General features: G+C 55.0%; 10 protein-coding genes and 8 pseudogenes. 14 read left to right on the top strand and 4 right to left on the bottom strand.

The genetic code is table 11. From position 1 onward, the window contains the following. Window positions 1-23: 23 nt before the first annotated feature. Window positions 24-1098, bottom strand: a pseudogene (locus FDY98_RS24790) (sugar phosphate isomerase/epimerase family protein). A gap of 2 nt (window positions 1099-1100) precedes the next feature. Beyond that, window positions 1101-2242 (bottom strand): annotated as a pseudogene (locus tag FDY98_RS24785) (Gfo/Idh/MocA family protein). Between the two features lie 299 nt (window positions 2243-2541). Here FDY98_RS24785 and FDY98_RS24780 point away from each other — a divergent pair. The 12 genes and pseudogenes from FDY98_RS24780 (at window position 2542) to FDY98_RS24725 (ending at window position 17526) form a co-directional block, all read left to right on the top strand. Continuing rightward, a pseudogene (locus FDY98_RS24780) lies at window positions 2542-3537 on the top strand (LacI family DNA-binding transcriptional regulator). A 121-nt stretch (window positions 3538-3658) separates the two neighbouring features. After that, a pseudogene (locus FDY98_RS24775) lies at window positions 3659-4662 on the top strand (DctP family TRAP transporter solute-binding subunit). A gap of 61 nt (window positions 4663-4723) precedes the next feature. Continuing rightward, a pseudogene (locus FDY98_RS24770) lies at window positions 4724-5201 on the top strand (TRAP transporter small permease). Further along, window positions 5191-6497: pseudogene (locus FDY98_RS24765) on the top strand (TRAP transporter large permease). Before FDY98_RS24770 ends, FDY98_RS24765 begins: the two co-directional pseudogenes overlap by 11 nt. Before the next feature lie 324 nt (window positions 6498-6821). Next, window positions 6822-7802: a TAXI family TRAP transporter solute-binding subunit gene (locus FDY98_RS24760; protein WP_022522286.1), complete on the top strand. Its 981-nt coding sequence runs from the start codon at window positions 6822-6824 to the stop codon at window positions 7800-7802. A gap of 157 nt (window positions 7803-7959) precedes the next feature. Next, window positions 7960-10553 (top strand): annotated as a pseudogene (locus FDY98_RS24755) (TRAP transporter permease). Between the two features lie 11 nt (window positions 10554-10564). Beyond that, complete coding sequence (locus FDY98_RS24750) at window positions 10565-10993, top strand: universal stress protein (RefSeq protein ID WP_027958076.1); 429 nt, start codon at window positions 10565-10567, stop codon at window positions 10991-10993. A gap of 325 nt (window positions 10994-11318) precedes the next feature. Then, window positions 11319-12137 carry a DUF2189 domain-containing protein gene (locus FDY98_RS24745; RefSeq protein ID WP_022522289.1) on the top strand — a complete coding sequence of 273 codons (819 nt, stop codon included), beginning with the start codon at window positions 11319-11321 and terminating at the stop codon, window positions 12135-12137. A gap of 165 nt (window positions 12138-12302) precedes the next feature. Next, entirely contained in the window at window positions 12303-12800 is a 498-nt protein-coding gene (locus tag FDY98_RS24740; protein ID WP_051052028.1) for a molybdopterin-dependent oxidoreductase, read from the top strand. Then, window positions 12790-15036 carry a hybrid sensor histidine kinase/response regulator gene (locus tag FDY98_RS24735; RefSeq protein WP_009287376.1) on the top strand — a complete coding sequence of 749 codons (2247 nt, stop codon included), beginning with the start codon at window positions 12790-12792 and terminating at the stop codon, window positions 15034-15036. Before FDY98_RS24740 ends, FDY98_RS24735 begins: the two co-directional genes overlap by 11 nt. After that, a pseudogene (gene nosP, locus FDY98_RS24730) lies at window positions 15017-16181 on the top strand (nitric oxide-sensing protein NosP). Before FDY98_RS24735 ends, nosP begins: the two are co-directional and overlap by 20 nt. Continuing rightward, window positions 16150-17526 carry a hybrid sensor histidine kinase/response regulator gene (locus FDY98_RS24725; protein ID WP_027958075.1) on the top strand — a complete coding sequence of 459 codons (1377 nt, stop codon included), beginning with the start codon at window positions 16150-16152 and terminating at the stop codon, window positions 17524-17526. The pseudogene nosP and the gene FDY98_RS24725 overlap by 32 nt, the downstream one beginning before the upstream one ends. A 10-nt stretch (window positions 17527-17536) precedes the next feature. On the opposite strand, the gene FDY98_RS24720 is transcribed toward FDY98_RS24725, so the two are convergent. After that, window positions 17537-18214, bottom strand: coding sequence for a response regulator (locus FDY98_RS24720; protein ID WP_022522294.1), 678 nt, complete (start codon window positions 18212-18214; stop codon window positions 17537-17539). Between the two features lie 116 nt (window positions 18215-18330). Here FDY98_RS24720 and exaC point away from each other — a divergent pair, with 116 nt between their 5' ends. Beyond that, the gene (gene exaC / locus FDY98_RS24715; protein WP_027958074.1) at window positions 18331-19851 is read left to right on the top strand and encodes an acetaldehyde dehydrogenase ExaC; all 1521 of its coding nucleotides are present in this window, start codon (window positions 18331-18333) and stop codon (window positions 19849-19851) included. A 138-nt stretch (window positions 19852-19989) separates the two neighbouring features. Beyond that, complete coding sequence (gene adhP, locus FDY98_RS24710; protein WP_009287372.1) at window positions 19990-21018, top strand: alcohol dehydrogenase AdhP; 1029 nt, start codon at window positions 19990-19992, stop codon at window positions 21016-21018. Window positions 21019-21094: 76 nt separating this feature from the next. Here adhP and FDY98_RS29155 read toward each other — a convergent pair whose 3' ends face one another. Continuing rightward, a complete protein-coding gene (locus FDY98_RS29155; RefSeq protein ID WP_340147106.1) occupies window positions 21095-21505 on the bottom strand; it encodes an STAS domain-containing protein in 411 nt (136 codons plus the stop codon). Window positions 21506-21524: the final 19 nt, after the last annotated feature.

Here is a 21524-nt window from a genome sequence, read left to right as displayed (position 1 = left end):
TTGTGATTAAAAAAAACCGTCAATTAGCGGTGTGAAGGAAGGCCAAGAATTCGGCGGTTGCGCGAAACACTGGTAGTGACACCGGCAAAATCATCAAAAGCGCGACCGGCGGGCTGAATCAGATGGGCCTCGATAAAGGGAGCGCCCTCTGCAGCGCCCTGGCGGCGTCTTTAATGCAGCACTCCCACTCAAGTACCGCCCAGCCATCAAATCCGTACTGCGTCAGGCGGCTAAAATCCCGCTGAAATCAATCTGTCCATCGCCTAATGAACGGAAGCGCCCAGGGCGTTCTACCCAGCCTTGGTAACCGCCATAAACGCCGCTGCGGCCATTGGGGTTAAATTCAGCGTCTTTAACGTGGAGCATGCCGATACGCTCGTGGTAGCGGTCGATAAACTCGATATAATCCAACTGCTGCAGCAGTAAGTGGCTGGGGTCATAAAGAATTTTCGCCCGAGGATGGTTTTCCACTGCCACCAGGAACCGCTCGAAAGACGCACCGTCGTGAAGATCCTCGCCAGGGTGAATCTCAAAGCACAGATCAACACCTGCCTCATCAAAGGCATCCAGAATTGGCCGCCACCGCCGGGCCAGCTCGTTGAACCCTTCTTCGACTAGCCCATCAGGACGTTGGGGCCAGGGGTAAACAAAGGGCCATAGCAGCGCCCCGGAAAACGTCGCGTGAGCCGTTAAACCAAGCCGTTGGCTAGCTTTGGCAGCCAGCTTTAGCTGCTCAATGGCCCACTCGGTACGCTCCTGGGGCTTGCCGTGTAGCTCAGCAGGTGCGAAATCATCGAATAAGTCGTCGCAAGCGGGATGCACGGCGACCAGTTGGCCCTGTAAGTGGGTAGAGAGTTCGCTGATCACAACGCCGGCTTTTTCACAGCGGGCGTTTAACTCATCACAGTAACTTTGGTTTTCAGCGGCCTTGTGCAGGTCGATAAAACGACTGTCTGCAGTGGGTAGCTGAATGGCTTGATAGCCCTGTTCGGCCGCCCAGCGAGCGATTCCGTCGAGGCTATCGAAAGGCGCTTCGTCGCCGATAAACTGGGCCAGGAAAATGGCGGGCCCGCGGATGCCTTTGTGGGTGTTTGGCATGATTAGGCTCCCGTTAGTTGAGTGGCAGGCAGTGGTGTCCATTTCTGTTCGCTTTTGGCGCTGGTGGTGACGGCCTCGATAAACGCCATGCCACGTAGCCCGGAGGCCATGCCGGGAACGCCCTCAACGTCGCCTTGCTTGCCTTCATGAATGGCGTGGGCAAAGTCGCGGTAAAGGTTGCCGAGTGCTTCCAGATACCCCTCAGGGTGGCCGCCAGGTAGGCGCAAGCGCTGCATCGCGCTGGGGAAAAGGTCGGGTTGGTCAATGCCCGCACGGAGGGTGCGCATCGGGGCTTGAAACGGGCGGTAGAGCAGGCTGTTGGGCTCCATTTGATGCCACTCCAACGCCCCTTTATCACCGTAAATGCGAATTTTAAGTGCGTTTTCTTCCCCGCTGCAGACCTGGCTGGCAATGAGGGTTCCGCTGGCGCCTTGATCGGTGCGCAGCAGTACATCGCCATCATCGTCCAGTTGACGACCATCGGCGTGGCTGGCAAGCGAGGCACACAGCTCGCTAACACGATGCCCGGAAATAAACTCAGCGAGGCCAAAAGCGTGGGTGCCAATGTCGGCCATGCAGCCGCTGATACCTGCGAGCGAAGGGTCGGTGCGCCAGGCGGCCTGCTTATTACCCTGCTGTTCTAAACGCTCGCCTAACCAGCCCTGGGGATACTCCACATGAATTTTGCGAATGCTACCTATTTGGCCCTCGCTCACCATTTCCCGGCTTGCCATACCATGGGGTAGCCTAAGTAGGTGTGCGCCAAGCCATACAGGCAGCCGCTGGCATACCAGCTTGCTGCTAAGCGCTGAGCTTCTTGGAGCGATACTGCCGCCGGCTTTTCGCAGAACACATGAAAACCTACCTGCATGGCCGCTTCCGCGATCGGCACGTGAAGATGATTAGGCGTTACGATCACCAATAACTGCATGCGTTGTTCGGCGGGAAGTTGCTGCTCGCCTTCCAGTAATTGCTGCCAGTCAGCGTAAATACGCTCGTCGGGGAGGTGGCACGCTTCGCCAGTCAGTTGGTTGTTATCCGCCGAGCGGCTAAAGGCGCCACATACCAGCTCGCAGGTATCGTCGAGGCGAGCAGCTAAGCGGTGAACTTGGCCGATAAACGCCCCTTGTCCGCCGCCGATCATGCCTAAGCGGATACGGGGTTGATTGGGTCGCGGCATAGAGAGGCTCCTGCTTTAATAAAACTTATGAATTTTCAGGTGGCGCTTGTCCTGACTGCGTTTGCATAGATGGCTATGTAACCGGTTACATTTGGTTTGAAATTAGGGCTTCACGCTATAAGCGTCAATGCGACAAAGGTCTATCGGTATTTGAGAAGGTTGGGAAATCACGCGCTGAGTTTAACGCTGGGATACGTTAAGCTGAGATGAATAATGCCGCGCAACCATCTGCTTACGGCGATTACCTAGTGATAAGGGAGGCCATGACCAATATACGTAAGGTCGCCGAGTTGGCGGGGGTGTCGGTAGCGACCGTATCACGCGCGTTAAAGTCGCCGGATATCGTCTCACCCACCACCCGGGAAAAAGTGCTGAAGGCTGTTGATCAAGCGGGCTACAAACCTAACTTGATGGCGGTTCAGTTTCGCTCGCAGCGCACTTATAACTTGGTGGTTTTAGTACCCACTATCGCAAATACCTTTTTTGCGCGGGTAATCAGCGGTATTCAGGAAGCAGCCCAAGAACGCGGCTATGGCGTTCTGCTGTGTAATACGCTCGGTAATGAGGCGATGGAAACCCAATACGCCAGTTTAGTCATACCCGCCAGGCGGATGGCGTGATTCAGCTGCGTGCTTTTAACCCTTTTTCTGAAAAGGCGTTTCCTGCTGGGGCGGTATTGCCCATGATCAATGCCTGCGAGGTGCTGGACGATGCGCCCTGTCCCACCGTCAAACTCGATAACCGGCGGCAGCACGGGAGGCCACCGAACACTTGATCTCCCTGGGGCATCGGCGAATCGGCATGATTAAAGGGCCTCGTCGCAGCCCCTTGACCCGTGACCGCCAACAAGGCTATCAGGATGCGTTGAGCGCAGCGGGCATTCCGTTAGATGAGTGCCTGCTTTGTCCTGGCGATTTCACGCCACGTTCTGGTTATCAGGCGGCTGAAACGCTTATTGCTTTAGCGGAGCGCCCCTCCGCCATTTTTGTGAAAGCGATGAAATGGCCATAGGCGCTATAAGCCGTATCAAAGAAGCGGGCCTGCGGGTGCCGGAGGATATTTCGGTGGCAGGCTTTGATGATATTGCGTTTGCTTCTTACAGCGACCCGCCGCTGACGACGATTGCCCAACCGGCGGAAGCCTTCGGACGCGAAGCTGTTGCGATGTTGATCGAGGTGCTGGAAGGGCGGCAAGTAGACAATTTGGTGTTGCCTTATACCCTGGTCTCAAGGGCCAGTACTGCCACATGCCGACCTTAGGCGACTTCCTTTCGCGCCCTAAGTGCATACAATAAGTGGGGCTTTCTCGAAAAGCTTCACAACTGCTGTCCACGCACACCACTAAACGCACATCATAAAAATAGCTAAAAAAGGATCTACCATGACGCTGACACGCCCAATGGCTCGTTTAACCGCTGGCTTGGCCGGTGCGGCTCTGCTGACCGCCTCCCTTTCTGCACAAGCACGCGAACTCTCGGTTTCTACGGTTTTGTCTGACGCTTTCCCCTGGGGGCAGGCGGCTGAGAAGTGGGCCGAACTAGTTGAGGAGCGTAGCGACGGCGAGTTAACGCTGCGCGTTTACCCCAACTCTCAACTGGTTTCCGGTGACCAAACCCGCGAATTTTCCGCCATGCGCTCCGGGTTGATTGATGCCGCTGTGGCTCGACCATCAACTGGTCGCCCCAGGTGCCGGAACTTAATCTCTTCTCTTTGCCGTTCTTCATTCCCGATGAAGCCGCCGTTGATGCGGTTACCGGTGGTGAAGCAGGGGAGTTGGTTTTTGAAGCAATCGAATCTCGTGGCGTTATCCCGTTAGCCTGGGTGAAAACGGTTTCCGCCAGGTTTCCAATTCTCGCGGGCCGATTAGCCAACCAGACGACTTGGACGGCCTGAAAATCCGCGTTGTTGGCTCGCCGCTGTTCCAGGATACCTTCTCGGCATTGGCGCCGACCCCACCCAAATGAGCTGGACAGACGCTCAGCCTGCGCTGACCACCGCGCCGTTGATGGCCAGGAAAACCCACTCTCTGTGTTTGACGTCGCGCGCATTGATCAAGTCGGCCAGGAGCATTTGACACTCTGGAACTACATGAATGACCCACTGATTTTTGCGGTCAATCAGCAGGTATGGCAAACATTGAGCGAAGAGCAGCAAACCCTGCTGCGCGAAACCGCGGTAGAAGCGGTGAGTGGAAATCGCCATGACCCGTGAAGAAGAGGGCGAGCGGCTTGCGGCGATTCAAGAGCGCGCGTCACAGTAACCGAGCTTTCCGATGAGCAGTACCAGGCGTTTGTCGATGCCACCCAGTCCGTTTACGAAAAATGGGCGCCGCGGATTGGTGAAGAGGTGGTAGAGGCCGCACAAGCCGCTATCGACGCGCGTTAATTACTTTTGATGTTCAAACTCCCGGCCTTGAAGGCTGGGAGTTTTTTGCTGTGAGGCTGCCATGAAAGGCTTTCCTGATGCGCGCCCTGAACGTTGGCTGGGCGCGCTGGCATTAATCATTATCTCATTGATTAGTCTTGGTAATGTGATTACTCGCTACTTAACCGGCGGCTCTTTTTCATTTACCGAAGAGTTTTCTGTGTTTTGTTGGTAGTGCTGACCTTTGCCGGTGCCTCGGTGGCGCTGCGGCGTAACCGCCATATTCGTATTGGCTTTTTGGAACGGGCATTGCCGCTCAAGTACCGTCGTGCACTGATCCTTTTTCAAGCGCTTTGCGGTGCCACCGTGCTGGGTTTGATCACTTGGTATGGCGGCAAGATGGCTGGCAAGAGTATCAGTGGGAGTCGCTGTCACCAGGGCTTGGCTTGCCTCAGTGGTGGTATTTAGTCTGGCTGCCCGTGCTTTCTGCGGCCATGGTGTGGCGCTTATGCCAGCAAACCGCCGACCGTTTAACGGGGAGGCTCACCGATGAGCCCTGATGTGTGGATGATACTGGCGTTTGCGGGGCTGCTGATAGCGGGGGTGCCGGTAGCGTTTTCGCTGGCGCTCTCCGGGGCCGTTGGCATCGTGCTGGGTTTGTCACCGGACATGCTCGCAACGATGGGTACCAATACCTATAACAGTATTGCCAAGTACCCTTTGATTGCGATTCCGCTGTTTATCTTAACCGGGCTTATTTTTGAACGTTCCGGTGTAGCGCTGCGTTTAGTGCGTTTTGCCCAGGCTTTGATTGGCCCGCGCCACGGTGGCTTGGCCTTGGTGGCGGTGCTGGTGTGTATGATTATGGGCGGAATGAGTGGCTCAGGCCCTGCTGATGCCGCGGCGGTTGCGATGGTGATGCTGCCGAGTATGACCAAAGCGGGCTACCCCAAGCCGTTTTCCGCCACGCTGATTGCCGCCTCTGCCTCGACGGCGATTCTCATTCCCCTTCAGTGGCGCTGATTCTTTACTCGATCGTGGTGCCGGGCGTCGATTTACGCGCACTTTTCGCAGCAGGTTTATTTCCCGGTATTCTGGCGGGGCTGGCGCTACTGGTGCCCGCTATGCTCGTTTCCAAACGCTACGGTTGGGAGGGCGGCACACCCATAGAGGGGGCTGAAAGGCTAAGTGTGCGCTCCACTTTTAAACAGGCGATACCGGCGCTGTTTGCCCCGGTGCTGATTCTGGGTGGTTTGCGTTCAGGGCTGTTTACACCCACCGAAGCGGCCGTGGTAGCCGTTGCTTATGGTGCGATTGTCGGTCTTTTTCTAACCCGCGAGCTGTCGCTGCGTGATTTATGGGAGCTATTGGGTGAGGCGGCGATTATTTCCGGCGTGGTGATGCTGATTATCGCTCTGGCGGGGATTTTTGCCTGGGCAGGCACCATGCTGGGCACCTTCCGCCACTTGGCGGAATGGATTATTAGCCTGACCGATAACGGCGTTTTGCTGCTAATCCTGGTGATGTTAGCAGTGTTGGTCGCTGGGATGCTGTTGGATGCGATCTCGATTTATTTGATCATGATGCCGATTTTGATCCCCGTGATGCAGCATTTTGAGTGGAACCCGGTGTGGTTTGGGATTCTGTTGGCGATGAATATTGCCATTGGCCAATTTACCCCGCCGGTGGCGGTGAATTTGATGGTGACCACCGAAGTGGCCAAAATTCGCTTGGAGCAGACCATCGGATGGGCGCTGCTGTTTGTCGTTGCAATGGGCTGTGCGCTAGCGCTAGTGGCAATCTTCCCCGCTATCGCGCTTTGGCTACCGCGCGTTTTGGGCTATAACGTTGACTAATTTGGCTTACCCTTTTGCGTACCTTATGCAAAGGCGGTATAGCAGTTAACGTTCCCTAAACGATGAAGACCGCTACACTGAGTATTAGACGACAGCGAAATTCATTATTTAGCGTATTACATTTCGCTAATTAGGTTTTTTTCGCTAAAGTAATGCTAGCAGGCAGCTTATGGGTCGCCTGTAACCGTTTGTCTTGAAAATAGAATGTCTTGAAAACGTTTTGGAACAAGGGCACCTGAGGGAACGGTTCATCAGGTGAGACCAAAGCGTGCGATGCTCGTAACATCAAATACGCTCACAACATCAATACAAAGAGGTGTGTTCATGAAACGCCATGTATTTTCCACTACTGCTTTCTCCGGTGCGCTACTTGCCGCCGCTGCTTTCGCCTCACCGGCAATGGCACAGGATGACGAGCAATTCATCACCATTGGCACCGGTGGCCAAACCGGCGTTTACTACGTCGTGGGTCAGTCGATCTGTCGTTTGGTTAATCGTCTCGAAGACGCCGATATTAAGTGTAATGCACCTTCCACCGGTGGTTCTGTCGCCAATATCAATGGCATCAAGTCCGGCGAATTGGACATGGGTGTCGCTCAATCCGATGTTCAGTATCAAGCCTACAACGGCACTGGGAATTTCGAAGGCGAGCCCTACGAAGAGCTGCGTGCGGTGTTCCGTGTCCACGGTGAGCCGTTGACGCTGCTTGCGCGGGCTGATTCTGGCATCGAGACGCTCGATGACTTGGAAGGCAAGCGTGTCAACATTGGTAATCCAGGTTCGGGCCAGCGCAACACCATGGAAGTGGTGATGGAAGCCAAGGGCTGGACTGAAGACACCTTCTCGTTGGCATCTCAGCTTGATGCTGCCGAGCAAGCGGCGGCACTCGCTGATAATAACGTCGATGCCATGGTATACGTGGTTGGCCACCCCAATGGCTCCATCCAGGAAGCCACCACCACCGTTGATGCTCGTCTGATTCCGTTGAACGACGAAGACATTCAAGGCATCGTCGATGAATATCCTTACTACGCCGCATCGGTAATTCCGGGTGGTCTGTATCGCGGCAATGACGAAGATGTCGAAACCTTCGGCGTGGCAGCGACCTTTGTCACCACAGCTGAGGCTGACGAAGAAGTGATCTATCAGACCGTCAAGGCGGTTTTTGACAACTTCGATCGTTTCAAGCGTCTGCATCCGGCCTTCGAAAATCTTGATCCAGAAGAGATGGTGAGTGAAGGGCTTTCCGCACCGTTGCACGATGGGGCAGCGCGTTACTACCGTGAACAAGGCTGGATTGAGTAATCCAGACGCCTAAGGTGATACTACCTTAGTAAGAAATGCGCGGTTACCTCAGGGTGCCGCGCATTTTGGTTTAGAATGTTGATAGGGCGTTTAAAATGTTGATAGGGCATTTCGATATGGCAATGATGCGTCAATCGACTCGGAGCGGGGCAGGCAGATGACAGACGATAAGAACAGGCCTTCGGGAGCCGGAGTAGACTTGGAGGATATGGTCGCCTCTAGCGACACAGGAGCCCGCAAGCCAGCCGGCATGCCCGGAAAGCTTTTGGTAAGCATTGCGGCAGTGTGGTCTCTTTTTCAATTGTGGATCGCTTCGCCAGTGCCCTTCGTCCTTGGGTTTGGTGTATTTAGTGCCACTGAGGCGCGTTCTATTCACTTGGCCTTTGCGCTTTTTTGGCGTATATGGCTTATCCGGCACTCAAGCGCTCCCCGCGCGACCGTGTTCCGATTCAGGATTGGGTGCTTGCAGCAGCGGCGGCCTTCTGTGGCGCTTACATGTTTATGTTTTACGAGCAGTTATCCCAGCGCCCCGGCGCACCGATACTGCAGGACGTTATTATTGGCATCGCAGGGATACTGCTGCTGCTCGAGGCGACGCGTCGAGCGCTTGGCCCGCCGTTAATGATTGTAGCGTCGGTTTTTCTTCTCTATAGCCTGGCTGGCCCTTGGATGCCGGGTATTCTTTCCCATGGTGGGGTGAGCCTCTTTGGCTTGATTAATCACCAGTGGTTGACTACGCAGGGGGTCTTCGGTATCGCTCTGGGGTATCAACCAGCTTCGTGTTTCTGTTTGTGTTATTCGGTGCTCTGCTCGATAAGGCGGGTGCTGGCAATTACTTTATCAAGGTGGCGTTCTCACTATTGGGCCACTATCGCGGCGGACCAGCGAAAGCTGCCGTGGTGGCCTCGGCCATGACCGGTCTGATTTCCGGCTCCTCGATTGCCAATGTGGTGACCACCGGCACCTTTACCGTGCCGATGATGAAACGTGTCGGATTTTCCGCGGAAAAGGCGGGCGCTGTTGAAGTGGCGTCATCGGTCAATGGACAGATTATGCCTCCGGTAATGGGGGCGGCCGCTTTCTTGATGGTCGAGTATGTGGGCATCTCTTATGTCGAGGTGATCAAGCATGCCTTCCTTCCCGCGCTGATCTCCTATATTGCGCTGGTCTACATCGTTCACCTTGAGGCCCTCAAGGCCAACATGAAGGGGCTGCAAAGCAGTAACCCACCTAAGCCGCTGGTCAATAAAGTGATTGGCTTTCTCGGTGGTTTGCTACTGATGATGGGCACCGCCCTGGCTGTTTATTACGGCCTTGGCTGGCTCAAGCCGGTACTGGGGGATGCGACCCCCTGGGTGGTAGCCGTTGGACTTACGGTCATTTATATTGCCCTGCTCAAACTGGCGGCCGGTTACCCAGAACTCGAGCTCGATGACCCTAACCAACCGATCTTTACACTGCCCCAGACCAAACCGACGGTGCTGGTTGGCTTGCAGTACATCCTGCCGGTTATTGTGCTGGTGTGGTGTCTGATGGTGGAACGTTTATCGCCAGGACTGTCGGCTTTCTGGGCCACCGTTTTCATGATTTTCATTATTCTGACCCAGCGCCCCATTACGTCAATCTTTCGCGGACGCAGCGATATGAGGGCGGATCTGCGTGAAGGCGCGATGGATCTTTGGAATGGCCTGGTCACCGGTGCCCGCAACATGATCGGCATTGGCATTGCCACGGCCACCGCCGGTATCATCGTCGGTGCCGTCTCCCAGACCGGGGTGGGTCTGGTGCTAGCCGAAGTGGTGGAAACGCTGGCCATGGGCAACTTGATGCTAATCTTGCTGCTTACCGCTGTGCTTAGCTTGATCCTCGGCATGGGGCTGCCTACGACAGCAAACTACATCGTCGTATCGGCACTACTGGCACCGGTCATCGTCAACCTGGGCGCTCAAAATGGCTTGCTGGTACCATTGATTGCGGTACACCTGTTCGTGTTCTACTTCGGCATCATGGCCGACGTTACCCCACCGGTGGGGCTGGCCTCCTTTGCGGCGGCGGCAGTATCCGGTGGCGCGATCCCATTCGAACCGGTTTCCAGGCGTTCTATTACAGCCTTCGTACCGCGGCGCTGCCGTTTCTGTTTATCTTCAATACCGATCTGCTACTCATCGATGTGACCTTCCTTCAGGGGGTGTTGATCTTTGTGGTGTCGACCATCGCTATGTTGATCTTCGCTGCCGCGACCCAGGGCTTTATGATTACGCGCAACCGCTGGTATGAGTCTATCGTGCTGCTGCTGATTGCGTTCACGCTGTTCCGGCCTGGTTTCTGGATGGACATGATTCATGATCCCTACGAATCCATCCCACCCGCGCAATTCGTCGAAGCGCTGGGTGATGTGGATGAAGACTCCTCTTTGCGTTTGCAGATTGCGGGTCTTGATGATTATGGCGATCCCATGACCATTACATGACATTACCGGTACCTGAAGGCGAAACAGGTCAGGAGCGGCTCAATAACCTGGGCATGGAGCTATTTATTGAGGATGGCACGGCAACCGTTGATATGGTGACCTACGGCAGCCAAGCGGCAGAGCTCGGTTTCGACTTCGATCAAGAAATCATCGAAGTTCTGGCCCCCGTCGACCGCTGGACTAAGGAGCTAATGTGGATTCCTGCCTTCTTGGTCTTTGGGTTGATCGTATTGATGCAGCGTCGGCGTCGCGATAACACGCAAGCTGCCGCCACCGCATGAAGGAGAGTGCCATGTATAGCAAGATCATGTTGCCGGTGGATTTGAACGAGGAGTCTTCCTGGTCGAAGGCGCTGCCTACAGCCCTGACGCTATGTCGAACTTTTGGCGCCTCGCTTCATGTGGTGACGGTACTGCCGGACTATCGTATGCCCATGGTGGGCTCCTACTTCCCCAAGGACTTCTCCAAAAAAGCGCATACAGCGATCACCGATGCGCTCCATGACTTTATCAAGACGAATGTGCCCGACGACATTCAGGTACAAAGTGTCATTGTGGATGGCTCACCTTGGGAGGCCATTATTAAAGCCGGTAAGAAACTGGACGTCGATCTAATCGTCATGGCTTCCCACAATAAGCGTAAGTTTGTCGATTATGTGCTCGGCCCCAATGCAGAGCACGTTGTGCACCATGCCAAAATGTCGGTAATGATTGTGCGCTAGACATTCAGAGCGTCACGTACGGAAAACCCAAAACTCCGGGCAGTTGCTCGGAGTTTTTTATGGCCGTCCGTCGCGCGTCTTGACTATATCGGTTTTTACTAACGCAGCAATTTAATTGGCGGTTGACAGCTGTTTCGTGGATTTTTTGTACGCGCATCTCAAAGCGTCACCCCAAACAGCGTTGGTCAGCTACATTAAGAGGGTATTAACAAATAATGTTAAGCCATTAATTTAGTGTTAATACCGTCAACGGGTAATGAGTGTTGATGCCTTAGAGGTAAATCCTGAATCCAGGGTCTATATCAGGAACAACAGGAGTGATGCCATGAATGCGGCTACAACAAAAACAAACCACCATGCGGATCAACCCAGCGTTAAAATCACTATTAACAAGGTTGGATTGGATCGACCCAGGGCGTGGTTGGCTGCTGGCGTAGAGGATTTTCGTCGGGCAACGGTAGTGAGCCTCTCTTATGGCATGTTTTGGGTGGGGTTGAGTATTGCCATTACTCTTGGCGCCTTCACCATGGGCTACTGGTACTGGCTGCTGCCCATGATTGCCGGGTTTATGTTTATTGGCCCGCTGGTGGCAGTAGGCTCTTATGGTATTAGCCGAGCGTTGGAACGTGGACAAGTACCTAACCTAGGTGATGCGTTTGGAAGCTGGAAGCCCCATGCTGGTCAGCTGGCGATGATGGGCGTCATGATGATGATCTTCTTCCTCGCTTGGATTCGTTTGGCCACGCTGCTGTTCGCACTATTTTTCGGTTTTGAAGTGCCTAGTCCCGCGTCGCTCTATACTGCGCTGCTGACCACCTCAGAGGGCCTGGGCATGTTGGCAGTGGGCACAGTTGCAGGCGGGATTTTAGCCTTTGGCGCCTTCGCCATAAGCGTTGTAGCGATTCCTACCTTGATGGATCAAGACCTAACCTTTATGGAGGGGATAGAAGCTAGCGTACGCTGTGTCGCGCGTAACTTTCGCGTGATGCTGTTATGGGCGGTGATTCTTACCCTGTGCGTTCTGGTTGGCGTTATGACGTTTTACATTGGTCTTGCACTTATTTTGCCTGTGCTAGGACATGCCAGTTGGCACGCCTACGAAGATTTGGTGCGCTTTGAACCCTTCGAGAAAATCAAATCGTAACCCTAGTGTGAACAGTAAATAACGTTTCAGTGACGAAAAAAACAGTATTTGCCCTGACCTGCTTAAGGAGATGGCGTAACCTTTACGCTGTCTTCTTTTATTGTTCCTGGGAGCTATAACCAGCGGGCAACCTTGCGTGAGGTGTTTACTGTGAAAGCGTGGTTAATGGGGTGGGCCGTGCTGATGTTCAGCGCTCCCCTGGTGGGGCTTGCTGATTCAGTCGATGAACTAGACGTGCCTAACGGGCCCGTTATTTTGACCGTCAGTGGTAACATAGACCTTACCAATGTGGGGAGTGAAGCGCAGTTTGACCGGGCCATGTTAGCGGCTTTACCACAGTATGAATTTGATACCAGCACGCCGTGGACAGAGGGCCGCAGCCACTATAGTGGCCCTTTAATGCGTGATCTTTTGGCGCTATTAAGCTCCGACAGTGATGCGGTTCACGTTTCCGCGCTGAACGGTTACGAAGCCGAAATACCGGTCAGTGATTTTATTGAGCACGATGTCATCTTAGCCATCGAAAAAAACGGTGAGGCGATTCCGATTCGCGAATATGGCCCTTTGTGGGTGCTCTACCCCTTTGATCAAGATGAAGTGCTGTTAAGCGAAAAAATCCGCTTTAGAGCGGTATGGCAGGTTATGCATATTAATGTTCTCTAGCGCTCCTAGTGCGCAGGCTTCCAACCTACTGCGTTATCCTCGCCGTTTTAAGCTCGTTGCCATTGTCGCGGTGTTACTGTTCGCTGCGGCGTTGGTCGTCGCTACCTTGGCCGCTTGGCGGCAGGAAAATCTAACCCAAAGCCTGAGGGAAGATACCGCCTGGGTTGTTTATAAGCTGGATCGTGATGCGGTACAGCTACTTAATCATTTATTGGCGGCAACCCGCGAGCCGATAACTCCGACGGCTCACGAGGAGCTAAATCTTCGCTTTGAGCTACTTTATAGCCGTATAACGCTGCTTAACGACGGCGAAGTCAGCAACTTGTTGCAGCAGATCGATACCGCCCGTGAGCTACTGGAAGAAATTCAGCAGCAGCTTGATGTGCTGGATATCATATTCGAACCCTACGGCGTGTTTGATCAACTGCCGATAGCAGCGCTGGAAGATGAGCTACAGGTACTAACGCAACTGACTGAACGCCTGGTTATTGCTATTAACGGCTATTTAGCCGAATCGGCGACGGAGGAGCGTGCCCAGCTCAGCCTGCTTTACAAGTTGCTGATGAGCCTGATTATTGGCATGAGCTTAGCGGCGTTTCTGGTGATTGCTTTTTTGGTGCGTGAAATGCGTGAGAGTGCGGCGATAAGGCGGAGCCAGGAGCAGCTTGGTCGGCAGCTGGAAGTCACCGCCAAACAGGCTCAGGCGGCGAATCAGGCAAAGTCAGACTTTTTAGCCATGGTCAGCCATGAAATTCGCACGCCGCTGAACGGTGTTATCGGCATGAGTGAGCTGCTGCGTGAATCCGCCAGCCCCGCTCAGGTAGAAGATTACGCTCATACGATCCACGACAGCGCCAACCAATTGCTGGCGATGATCAATGAAATTCTCGATTTCTCAAAAATCGAAGCAGGGCACTTAACCCTTGAAACATCGCCTACGGAACTCAAGCCGCTGGTCGATAGTGTTGTCGTGCTATTTGCGCCCCGAGCAAAAATGAAAGGGTTAACGCTATCGGTCAATGTCGATGCACTGGTGCCTGCCTGGGTGCTTGTCGATGCAGGTCGGCTGAGGCAAATTTTGCTTAACCTAATTGCCAATGCGATTAAATTCACTGATCACGGTGATGTCAGCGTACGAGTCTCTTCGACGGTGGAGCAGTTACTGTTTGAGGTCAGTGATACGGGCTGTGGTCTAAGCGAACAGCAACAGCAGCGTCTATTTGAGCCTTTTCAGCAGGCGGATGAGTCGGTGGCACGTCGATTTGGTGGTACCGGGTTAGGTCTGGCAATTTGCAAACGGTTAAGCGAAGCCATGCAGGGGCGATTAGGGGTAAAAAGCCAATTAGGCCAAGGTAGCACTTTCTGGTGTGAGTTGCCCTTGATCGCCGCTGACCCCGTATCCAGAACGCTGCCCCCATCCCCCAAACGGGACTTTACCGGCACAACACTGCTGCTGGTAGAGGATAATGCCGTTAATCGCAAAGTCGCGATGGGCTTGTTGGCGCGCTTAGGTTGCGATGTCGTCTGGGCCGAGAACGGCCATGATGCCTTGGCCATGGCCGAATCCCAACAAGTGCATTTGATCTTTATGGATATTCAACTGCCCGATATGGATGGCCTGGCAGTCACCCAGCGTTTGCGGGAACAGGGTGGCTGGCTGGCCAGTGTGCCGATTGTTGCCATGACGGCCGGGGGGGCTGAAGATGACCGTAAACGCTGCCTGGCGGCGGGCATGGATGATTACATCACTAAGCCACTGTCGCTTGCGGCGTTAAGTAACGTGTTGGCATTACAACTTTTTGCAACCCCAGACGCAACGCCTTTACAGGCATTAGCGGTCTCTCCTCCGTTAACCAAGCAGCAATCACTCCTTAACAGCGATACCCTTGGCATGCTGAAAACGACGCTAGGGGAGGCGAGCGTTACACAACTGATCATGCTATATCATCAGCAAGTAAGCGATTACTCCGCTCAGTTGGCTGCGTGTTTGGCCGCTACTCCCCTAACGTCAGAGCAGACACAGCAGGTTGAGCGGCTTGCCCACCAACTGCGCGGCGAGTCATTGAGTATGGGCGCCGACCAGCTTGCCGAATTGGCGAAGCAGCTTGAAAAATTAGCTGAAACGCAACATGCGACATCCAAGCAGCTTGATGATGCGTTCTGCGCGTTAAGACTTGCAGCGGCGCATACATATGCCGCACTAGAGAGGTGGTGCCGTGACCACTTATCAGGTTGAGCAGGGTATTCTTACTGCGGCCAGTCAGCAGGCTAATGCTTGCCAGGCAGCGGCGGAGTTAGCCGACGCTTTACAGCACGAACACTTGGGGTTCGTGCTGTTCTTCTGCAGCGCGGAGTATGATTTAGCTGCCCTAGCAGACGCGCTGGAAAGTAGTTTTCCCACCACGCCGCTAAGTGGCTGTACGACGGCTGGGGAAATAACCCCTGGAGGCTATGACCGCGGTTCCATCGTGGCGATTGGGTTTGATCGCCGACTGTTTGCCATTGAAACGGCGCTGATCGACGACCTGGAGCATTTTGAACTAGCCAACGCTCAACCGCTGGTCGATACGCTGTTGGAGCAGTGCCGCCAACAAACCATCGCGCCGATTAACGAACAGCTTTGCGCTGACGCTATTGGATGGCTTATCCAGCCGTGAAGAGCAGGTGCTCGCTACCTTAGATGCCGCCCTAGGCCGTATCCCCAGTTTTGGCGGCTCGGCGGGTGACGACAATCACCTTAGCCATACCCATGTGTATACCGCTGGGCGCTTTTATACCCGTGCAGCAGTGGTGGTGATGATCAACACCCGGTTGCCTTTTGAAGTATTTTCAACCCACCACTTAATACCATTGGCCCACAAACTCGTAGTGACCGAGGCTGACCGCGAACAGCGGCGGGTGATAGAACTCAACGGGTTGCCTGCCGCCCAGGTATATGCCGAACTGGTAGGTAGTGCGCCTGCGCAGCTCAACGCTGGCATTTTTGCCCGTCATCCATTAGCCGTACGCATCGGCGGCCAGCACTACGTGCGCTCTATTCAGCGTGTTAATAGCGACAGTAGTTTGAGCTTTTACTGCGCGGTGGAAAACGGCATTGTACTGACCGCCATGCAGCCCACGCCGCTACTGGATAATCTCAGCGTGATGCTTGCTGGAGTAGGTGCCCGCCTAGGCGCGCCGAGCATGATTATTGGCTGCGACTGTTTTCTACGCAGGATGGAGCTCGAGGCGTTACAACAGTTGGATCAGGCATCGCAGTTGCTGCGCCAGGCAGGCGTAGTGGGGTTCAATACGTACGGTGAACAGCATCATGGTATGCATGTGAATCAAACGTTTACGGGGGTGGCGTTTGGATCTCTTCCAACTAACCACAAACACTGACGCGGCGGATGTCGCGGCGCTGCGGGAAGAGAACCGTCGCTTGCGTAAAGTGTGCCAAGCGCTGATGGAGCGGGTGGAAACGGGGAGCGGTGCCGACCCCGCGCCCTATGCCGCGTTTGAACGCTCAGTGTTACTTGCCGAACAGGTGCGTGAGCGCACTGATGCGCTGCACCGCACCTTAGACGAACTGAGCCAGGTCAATACGCGCCTACTGGCCGCGAAAGCCGAAGCCGAAGCCGCTAATCTCTCCAAAACGAAATTTCTGGCGGCGGTCAGTCACGATTTGCTTCAGCCACTCAATGCCGCCCGGCTGTTTGCCAGTGCGTTAGAAACCCACTCGCTTCCTGATACCTCACAAGCTCTGGTCGGCCATATTGGCCGTTCGCTGAAAGATGTTGAAGGCTTGATAGGAACGCTAGTGGATATCTCGCGTTTGGACGCAGGCGTACTCCACGCCGATAAAGCGCCCTTCGCGGTGAGCACGCTGCTAGATGCGCTGGCAGAGGAGTATCGCCAAGTGGCCGGGGTGCGGGGGCTGACACTGCACTACGTGCCTTCCAGTGCGGTGGTCGAGTCGGATCTAGCGTTGCTGGCGCGAGTGATCCGCAACTTCTTAAGCAACGCGGTGCGCTATACCGAGCAGGGGCGCGTGCTGCTGGGCTGTCGGCGGAGACGAGATGGCCTGGAAATTATGGTGGGCGATACCGGCCCCGGGATCCCTGAGCAGCAGCGGGAAGCGATCTTTCTGGAGTTTCGCCGCGCTAATCAGCCCAATAGCTCCCACAGCCGCGGTTTGGGGTTGGGTCTAGCCATCGTTGACCGGATCAGCGCCATGCTGGGACAACCGATCTCGCTCGCCTCTAGCCCTGGCGCGGGTGCGCTATTTTCGATCACCGTACCCTACGCGACGGCCGCGCCGCCTGCAGTGGCGAGCACTCATTATACGCCGCTGCCTGACGTTGCAGAGGATCCGCTAAGCGGCTGTGTCATTTGGGTGATTGATGATGACCTGGCGATTATAGAAGGTATGCAGGCGCTGCTAGGCAGTTGGGGGGGCCGAGTGCGCGCCGCTGCCACGGTGAGTGCGTTAGAGGCTGCCAGCGACGGTGAGCGACCGTCAGTATTGCTGGTGGATTATCATTTGGGCGATCACCGCGAAACCGGCATTGAGTTGGCCGCGCGACTGCAGCGCCGTTATCCAGGCTTGGCAGCGGTGGTGATTACTGCCAATCACGAGGCGGAGATTAAGCGTGCGACCCGCGAAGCGGGCATGTACTGCTTGCTCAAACCGTTAAAGCCCCTGCGGCTGCGCATGCTGCTAGCCACACTGCTCAATAAAGCCTAACGGATGCCGCCTAACGCGTGCGGTTGGCCCGGTGAAAGCTTAGATCCTCCTCGCCTGCGATCACAATGGCGTGAACCCGGCTCGTGGCATTCAGCTTGCGCAGAATCGCCGAGACATGGGTTTTGACGGTCGTTTCGGCAATCAACAACTCCCGGGCAATATGCTTGTTCGACATGCCTGTCGTCATGCACGCCAACACCTCTAACTGCTTATCGGTTAAACGCGCCAACCGCTCGCTGGTCGATGAAGCATTTGCAATGGGTGGCACCGCAGAAGTGCGCGGTGCTGGGCGACGCATGATATCGGGCGGCAGGTAGAGCTGGCCTTCAAGAATCTGCGTTAACGCCGCCAGCAGCGCTTCCCGGGGTGTGGATTTGGGAATATAGCCCACCGCGCCGAGGGTTATGGCATCGAGTACCAACTGGCGCTCTTGATGTGCAGAAACAATCGCCACCGGCAACCAGGGAAATGCCTCTCGCAGTGCTGTCAGCCCCTCTAAGCCTTCCGCATCCGGAAGGCTTAAATCCAGCAGCAATAGATCTAGCTCTGTTTGCGCTTCAATCAGCGTTATTGCATCAGCAAGGCTCTCTGCTTCCAATAGCAGGCTGCCTGCCAAGCCCCCGCTAATCACGGTTTGTAGCGCGTCTCGGAACAGCGGATGGTCATCCGCCACCAACAGGGAATACATGGCGTCTCCTACCAAGGGATGAGGGCTAATCCTGCCATCGGGCTATATCGCCATTTGCTTTAGTGAACAACACTGTCAATGCACCTTTAATAATCATAATACTCAGGAGCAATACAATGATCTACGCCAACCCTGGTGATACCGGTTCTGTGGTGTCATTTGAAAAACGCTATGGCAACTATATCGGCGGCGAATTTGTTGCCCCGGTGAAAGGCCAATACTTCGATAATATTAGCCCCGTCAATGGCCATGTCTTCTGCGAAATCCCCCGCTCAACGGCAGAGGATATCGATAAAGCGCTGGATGCGGCCCACAAAGCGGCACCTGCCTGGGGGAAAACATCCGCCCAAGAGCGCAGCAATATCCTGCTGAAAATCGCTGACCGCATTGAACAGAACCTGGAAATGCTTGCCGTTGCCGAAACCTGGGACAACGGCAAAGCCGTGCGTGAAACACTGAACGCCGATCTGCCGCTGGCGGTTGACCACTTCCGCTACTTTGCCGGCTGCATACGCTCGCAGGAAGGCACGGCGGCGGATATCGATGCCAACACGGTTTCTTATCACTTCCACGAGCCGCTTGGCGTAGTGGGCCAGATTATCCCCTGGAACTTCCCGATTCTAATGGCGGTTTGGAAGCTGGCGCCTGCACTGGCGGCGGGTAACTGCGTGGTGCTCAAACCTGCCGAGCAAACCCCAGCATCGATATTAAAAGTCGTCGAATTGATTGGCGACCTGCTACCTCCGGGCGTCCTTAATATCGTCAATGGCTTTGGCGCCGAGGCAGGGCAGGCGTTGGCAAGCAGCAAGCGCATTGCCAAGATCGCCTTTACCGGCTCTACCCCTGTTGGCTCGCATATCTTGAAATGCGCGGCGGAAAACATCATTCCCTCTACCGTGGAGCTAGGCGGCAAATCCCCCAACATCTACTTTGCCGACATCATGAACGCCGAACCGACCTTTATTGATAAAGCAGTCGAAGGCTTGGTGCTGGCGTTCTTTAACCAGGGTGAAGTGTGTACTTGCCCGTCACGTGCGCTGATCCAAGAGAGCATGTACGAGGAGTTCATGGCCAAGGTCATCGAGCGTACCAAAACCATCAAACGCGGCAATCCACTGGATACCGACGTGCAGGTGGGGGCTCAGGCCTCTCAAGAGCAGTTCGATAAAATCATGTCCTATATGGATATCGCCCGAGATGAAGGCGCGGAATTCCTCACCGGCGGTAACAAAGAGACCATGGACGACAGCATCAACGATGGTTACTACATCCAGCCCACGCTGCTGAAGGGTAACAATCAGATGCGCGTCTTCCAGGAAGAAATCTTTGGCCCGGTGGTGGCAGTCACTACCTTCAAGGATGAAGAAGAAGCGTTGGCGATTGCCAACGACACCGAGTTTGGTTTGGGCGCAGGCGTGTGGAGCCGCGATATCAACGTCGCCTTCCGCATGGGCCGAGGCATTCAAGCCGGACGTGTATGGACCAACTGCTACCACCAGTATCCCGCCCATGCGGCCTTCGGTGGCTATAAAAAATCCGGCGTTGGCCGTGAAACTCACAAGGTGGCGCTTGAGCACTACCAGCAAACCAAAAACCTGCTGGTCAGCTACGACATCAATCCGCTGGGCTTCTTCTAACCCGCCACGTTTTTCTATGTATAGCTAACCCACACCGTCCGGCATCAGCCGGGCGGTAATTGTCAGTCCCCTGACGCTGACTCTACTGATAAGAGCAGTGCTTAAACTGCCGTATCGAAAACTATTAGGAGTTGCATCATGGATAGCACAATGCGCGCGGCGGTCGTTCGTGAGTTTGGCCAGCCGTTGGTCATAGAAGAAGTTGATGTACCTCGCCCCAAGCAGGGCGAAGTGTTGATGAAAGTGGCGGCCTCTGGGGTTTGCCATACCGATTTACACGCCGCCCACGGCGATTGGCCGGTGAAACCCTCGCCACCGTTTATTCCCGGCCATGAAGGCGTTGGGCATATCGTGGCGGTGGGTGCAGGTGTCACCCATGTCAAAGAGGGTGATCGTATTGGTGTGCCCTGGCTCTACTCGGCCTGCGGCTACTGCGAGCACTGTTTAGGCGGTTGGGAGACGCTGTGCGAGTCCCAGCAGAATACCGGCTACAGCGTTAACGGCGGGTTCGCGGACTACACCTTAGCGGATGCAGGCTATGTAGGGCGCTTGCCGGATGCCGTTGATTTTATCGAAATAGCCCCGGTGCTGTGTGCCGGTGTAACGGTTTATAAAGGCTTGAAAATGACCGATACCCGCCCCGGTCAGTGGGTGGTGATTTCGGGGATAGGTGGGCTTGGCCATATGGCGGTGCAGTACGCCAAAGCGATGGGGCTGAACGTGGCGGCTGTCGATATCGATGACGGTAAGCTAGCCCTGGCTGAGCGTTTAGGCGCCACGGTAACCGTTAACGCCATGAAAACCGACCCAGCGGCGTACCTGAAGAAAACCATTGGTGGTGCTCACGGGGCCTTGGTGACAGCGGTGTCGCCGAAGGCGTTTGATCAAGCGCAGAATATGCTACGCCGCGGCGGAACACTGGTGCTCAATGGCCTACCACCCGGCGACTTCCCGCTGCCAATCTTTAGCACAGTGCTCAATGGCATTACCATACGTGGCTCTATCGTTGGTACGCGCAGCGATCTGCAGGAAGCGCTGGATTTCGCTGCCGAAGGCAAGGTTAAGGCCACGGTCGCAACCGATACGCTGGACAATATCAACGATGTCTTCCAGCGCATGATCGACGGCAAAATCGAGGGTCGTATCGTGTTGGATATGGCGAGCTGACATCGTTCTAGTGTCGTATCTCAGGGGGAGGCAACTCCCCTTTTTAATTTCGGCAGTGTCACTGCTCAGGCACGATTTAATCCCCGCCGTTCCCCTGTTGGCCCAACCAACGGCGCGCCATTCGCTCTGCGTGGGCAAGGTTACTGACAACCGCTAACTGACCTGCTTCGCGCTTAATGCCCGCGCGTTTGAGTTTCAGCGCCATGCGCGGTGACAACCCTACAAATATTACCCCCACCCCATGCTCGCCCAGCTCGCGTCGCAGCGTATCCAGCGCCACCATGGCGGTGGTATCCAGGCTGGGTACATCGCGCATATCCAGAACGACGATTTTTACGCTGTGGTCAATCACTCTGAGTGTGGCAATGGCCTTTTCTGCTGCGCCAAAAAACAGCGGTCCGCTTATCTTATAAAGGGCTACTTCCGGCGGGAAGTGTTCGCTGGTGTTGGGTGCCGCCAAGCGTTGGGTATGAGTCAGCTGTGCCATTCGGCGAATAAACAGCGCG

Origin of the sequence: Halomonas sp. PA16-9, from assembly GCF_009728585.1 — a bacterium.
Lineage (GTDB): Bacteria > Pseudomonadota > Gammaproteobacteria > Pseudomonadales > Halomonadaceae > Vreelandella > Vreelandella titanicae.
This window is presented reverse-complemented; position numbering and strand designations above follow the sequence as displayed.

Excerpts from the sequence above, each read along its gene's own strand:
- FDY98_RS24760 (WP_022522286.1), top strand. The coding sequence starts at position 6,822 with ATGAAACGCCATGTATTTTCCACTACTGCTTTCTCCGGTGCGCTACTT.
- FDY98_RS24750 (WP_027958076.1), top strand. The coding sequence starts at position 10,565 with ATGTATAGCAAGATCATGTTGCCGGTGGATTTGAACGAGGAGTCTTCC.
- FDY98_RS24745 (WP_022522289.1), top strand. The coding sequence starts at position 11,319 with ATGAATGCGGCTACAACAAAAACAAACCACCATGCGGATCAACCCAGC.
- FDY98_RS24740 (WP_051052028.1), top strand. The coding sequence starts at position 12,303 with ATGGGGTGGGCCGTGCTGATGTTCAGCGCTCCCCTGGTGGGGCTTGCT.
- FDY98_RS24735 (WP_009287376.1), top strand. The coding sequence starts at position 12,790 with ATGTTCTCTAGCGCTCCTAGTGCGCAGGCTTCCAACCTACTGCGTTAT.
- FDY98_RS24720 (WP_022522294.1), bottom strand. The coding sequence starts at position 18,214 with ATGTATTCCCTGTTGGTGGCGGATGACCATCCGCTGTTCCGAGACGCG.
- exaC (WP_027958074.1), top strand. The coding sequence starts at position 18,331 with ATGATCTACGCCAACCCTGGTGATACCGGTTCTGTGGTGTCATTTGAA.
- adhP (WP_009287372.1), top strand. The coding sequence starts at position 19,990 with ATGGATAGCACAATGCGCGCGGCGGTCGTTCGTGAGTTTGGCCAGCCG.
- FDY98_RS29155 (WP_340147106.1), bottom strand. The coding sequence starts at position 21,505 with ATGGCACAGCTGACTCATACCCAACGCTTGGCGGCACCCAACACCAGC.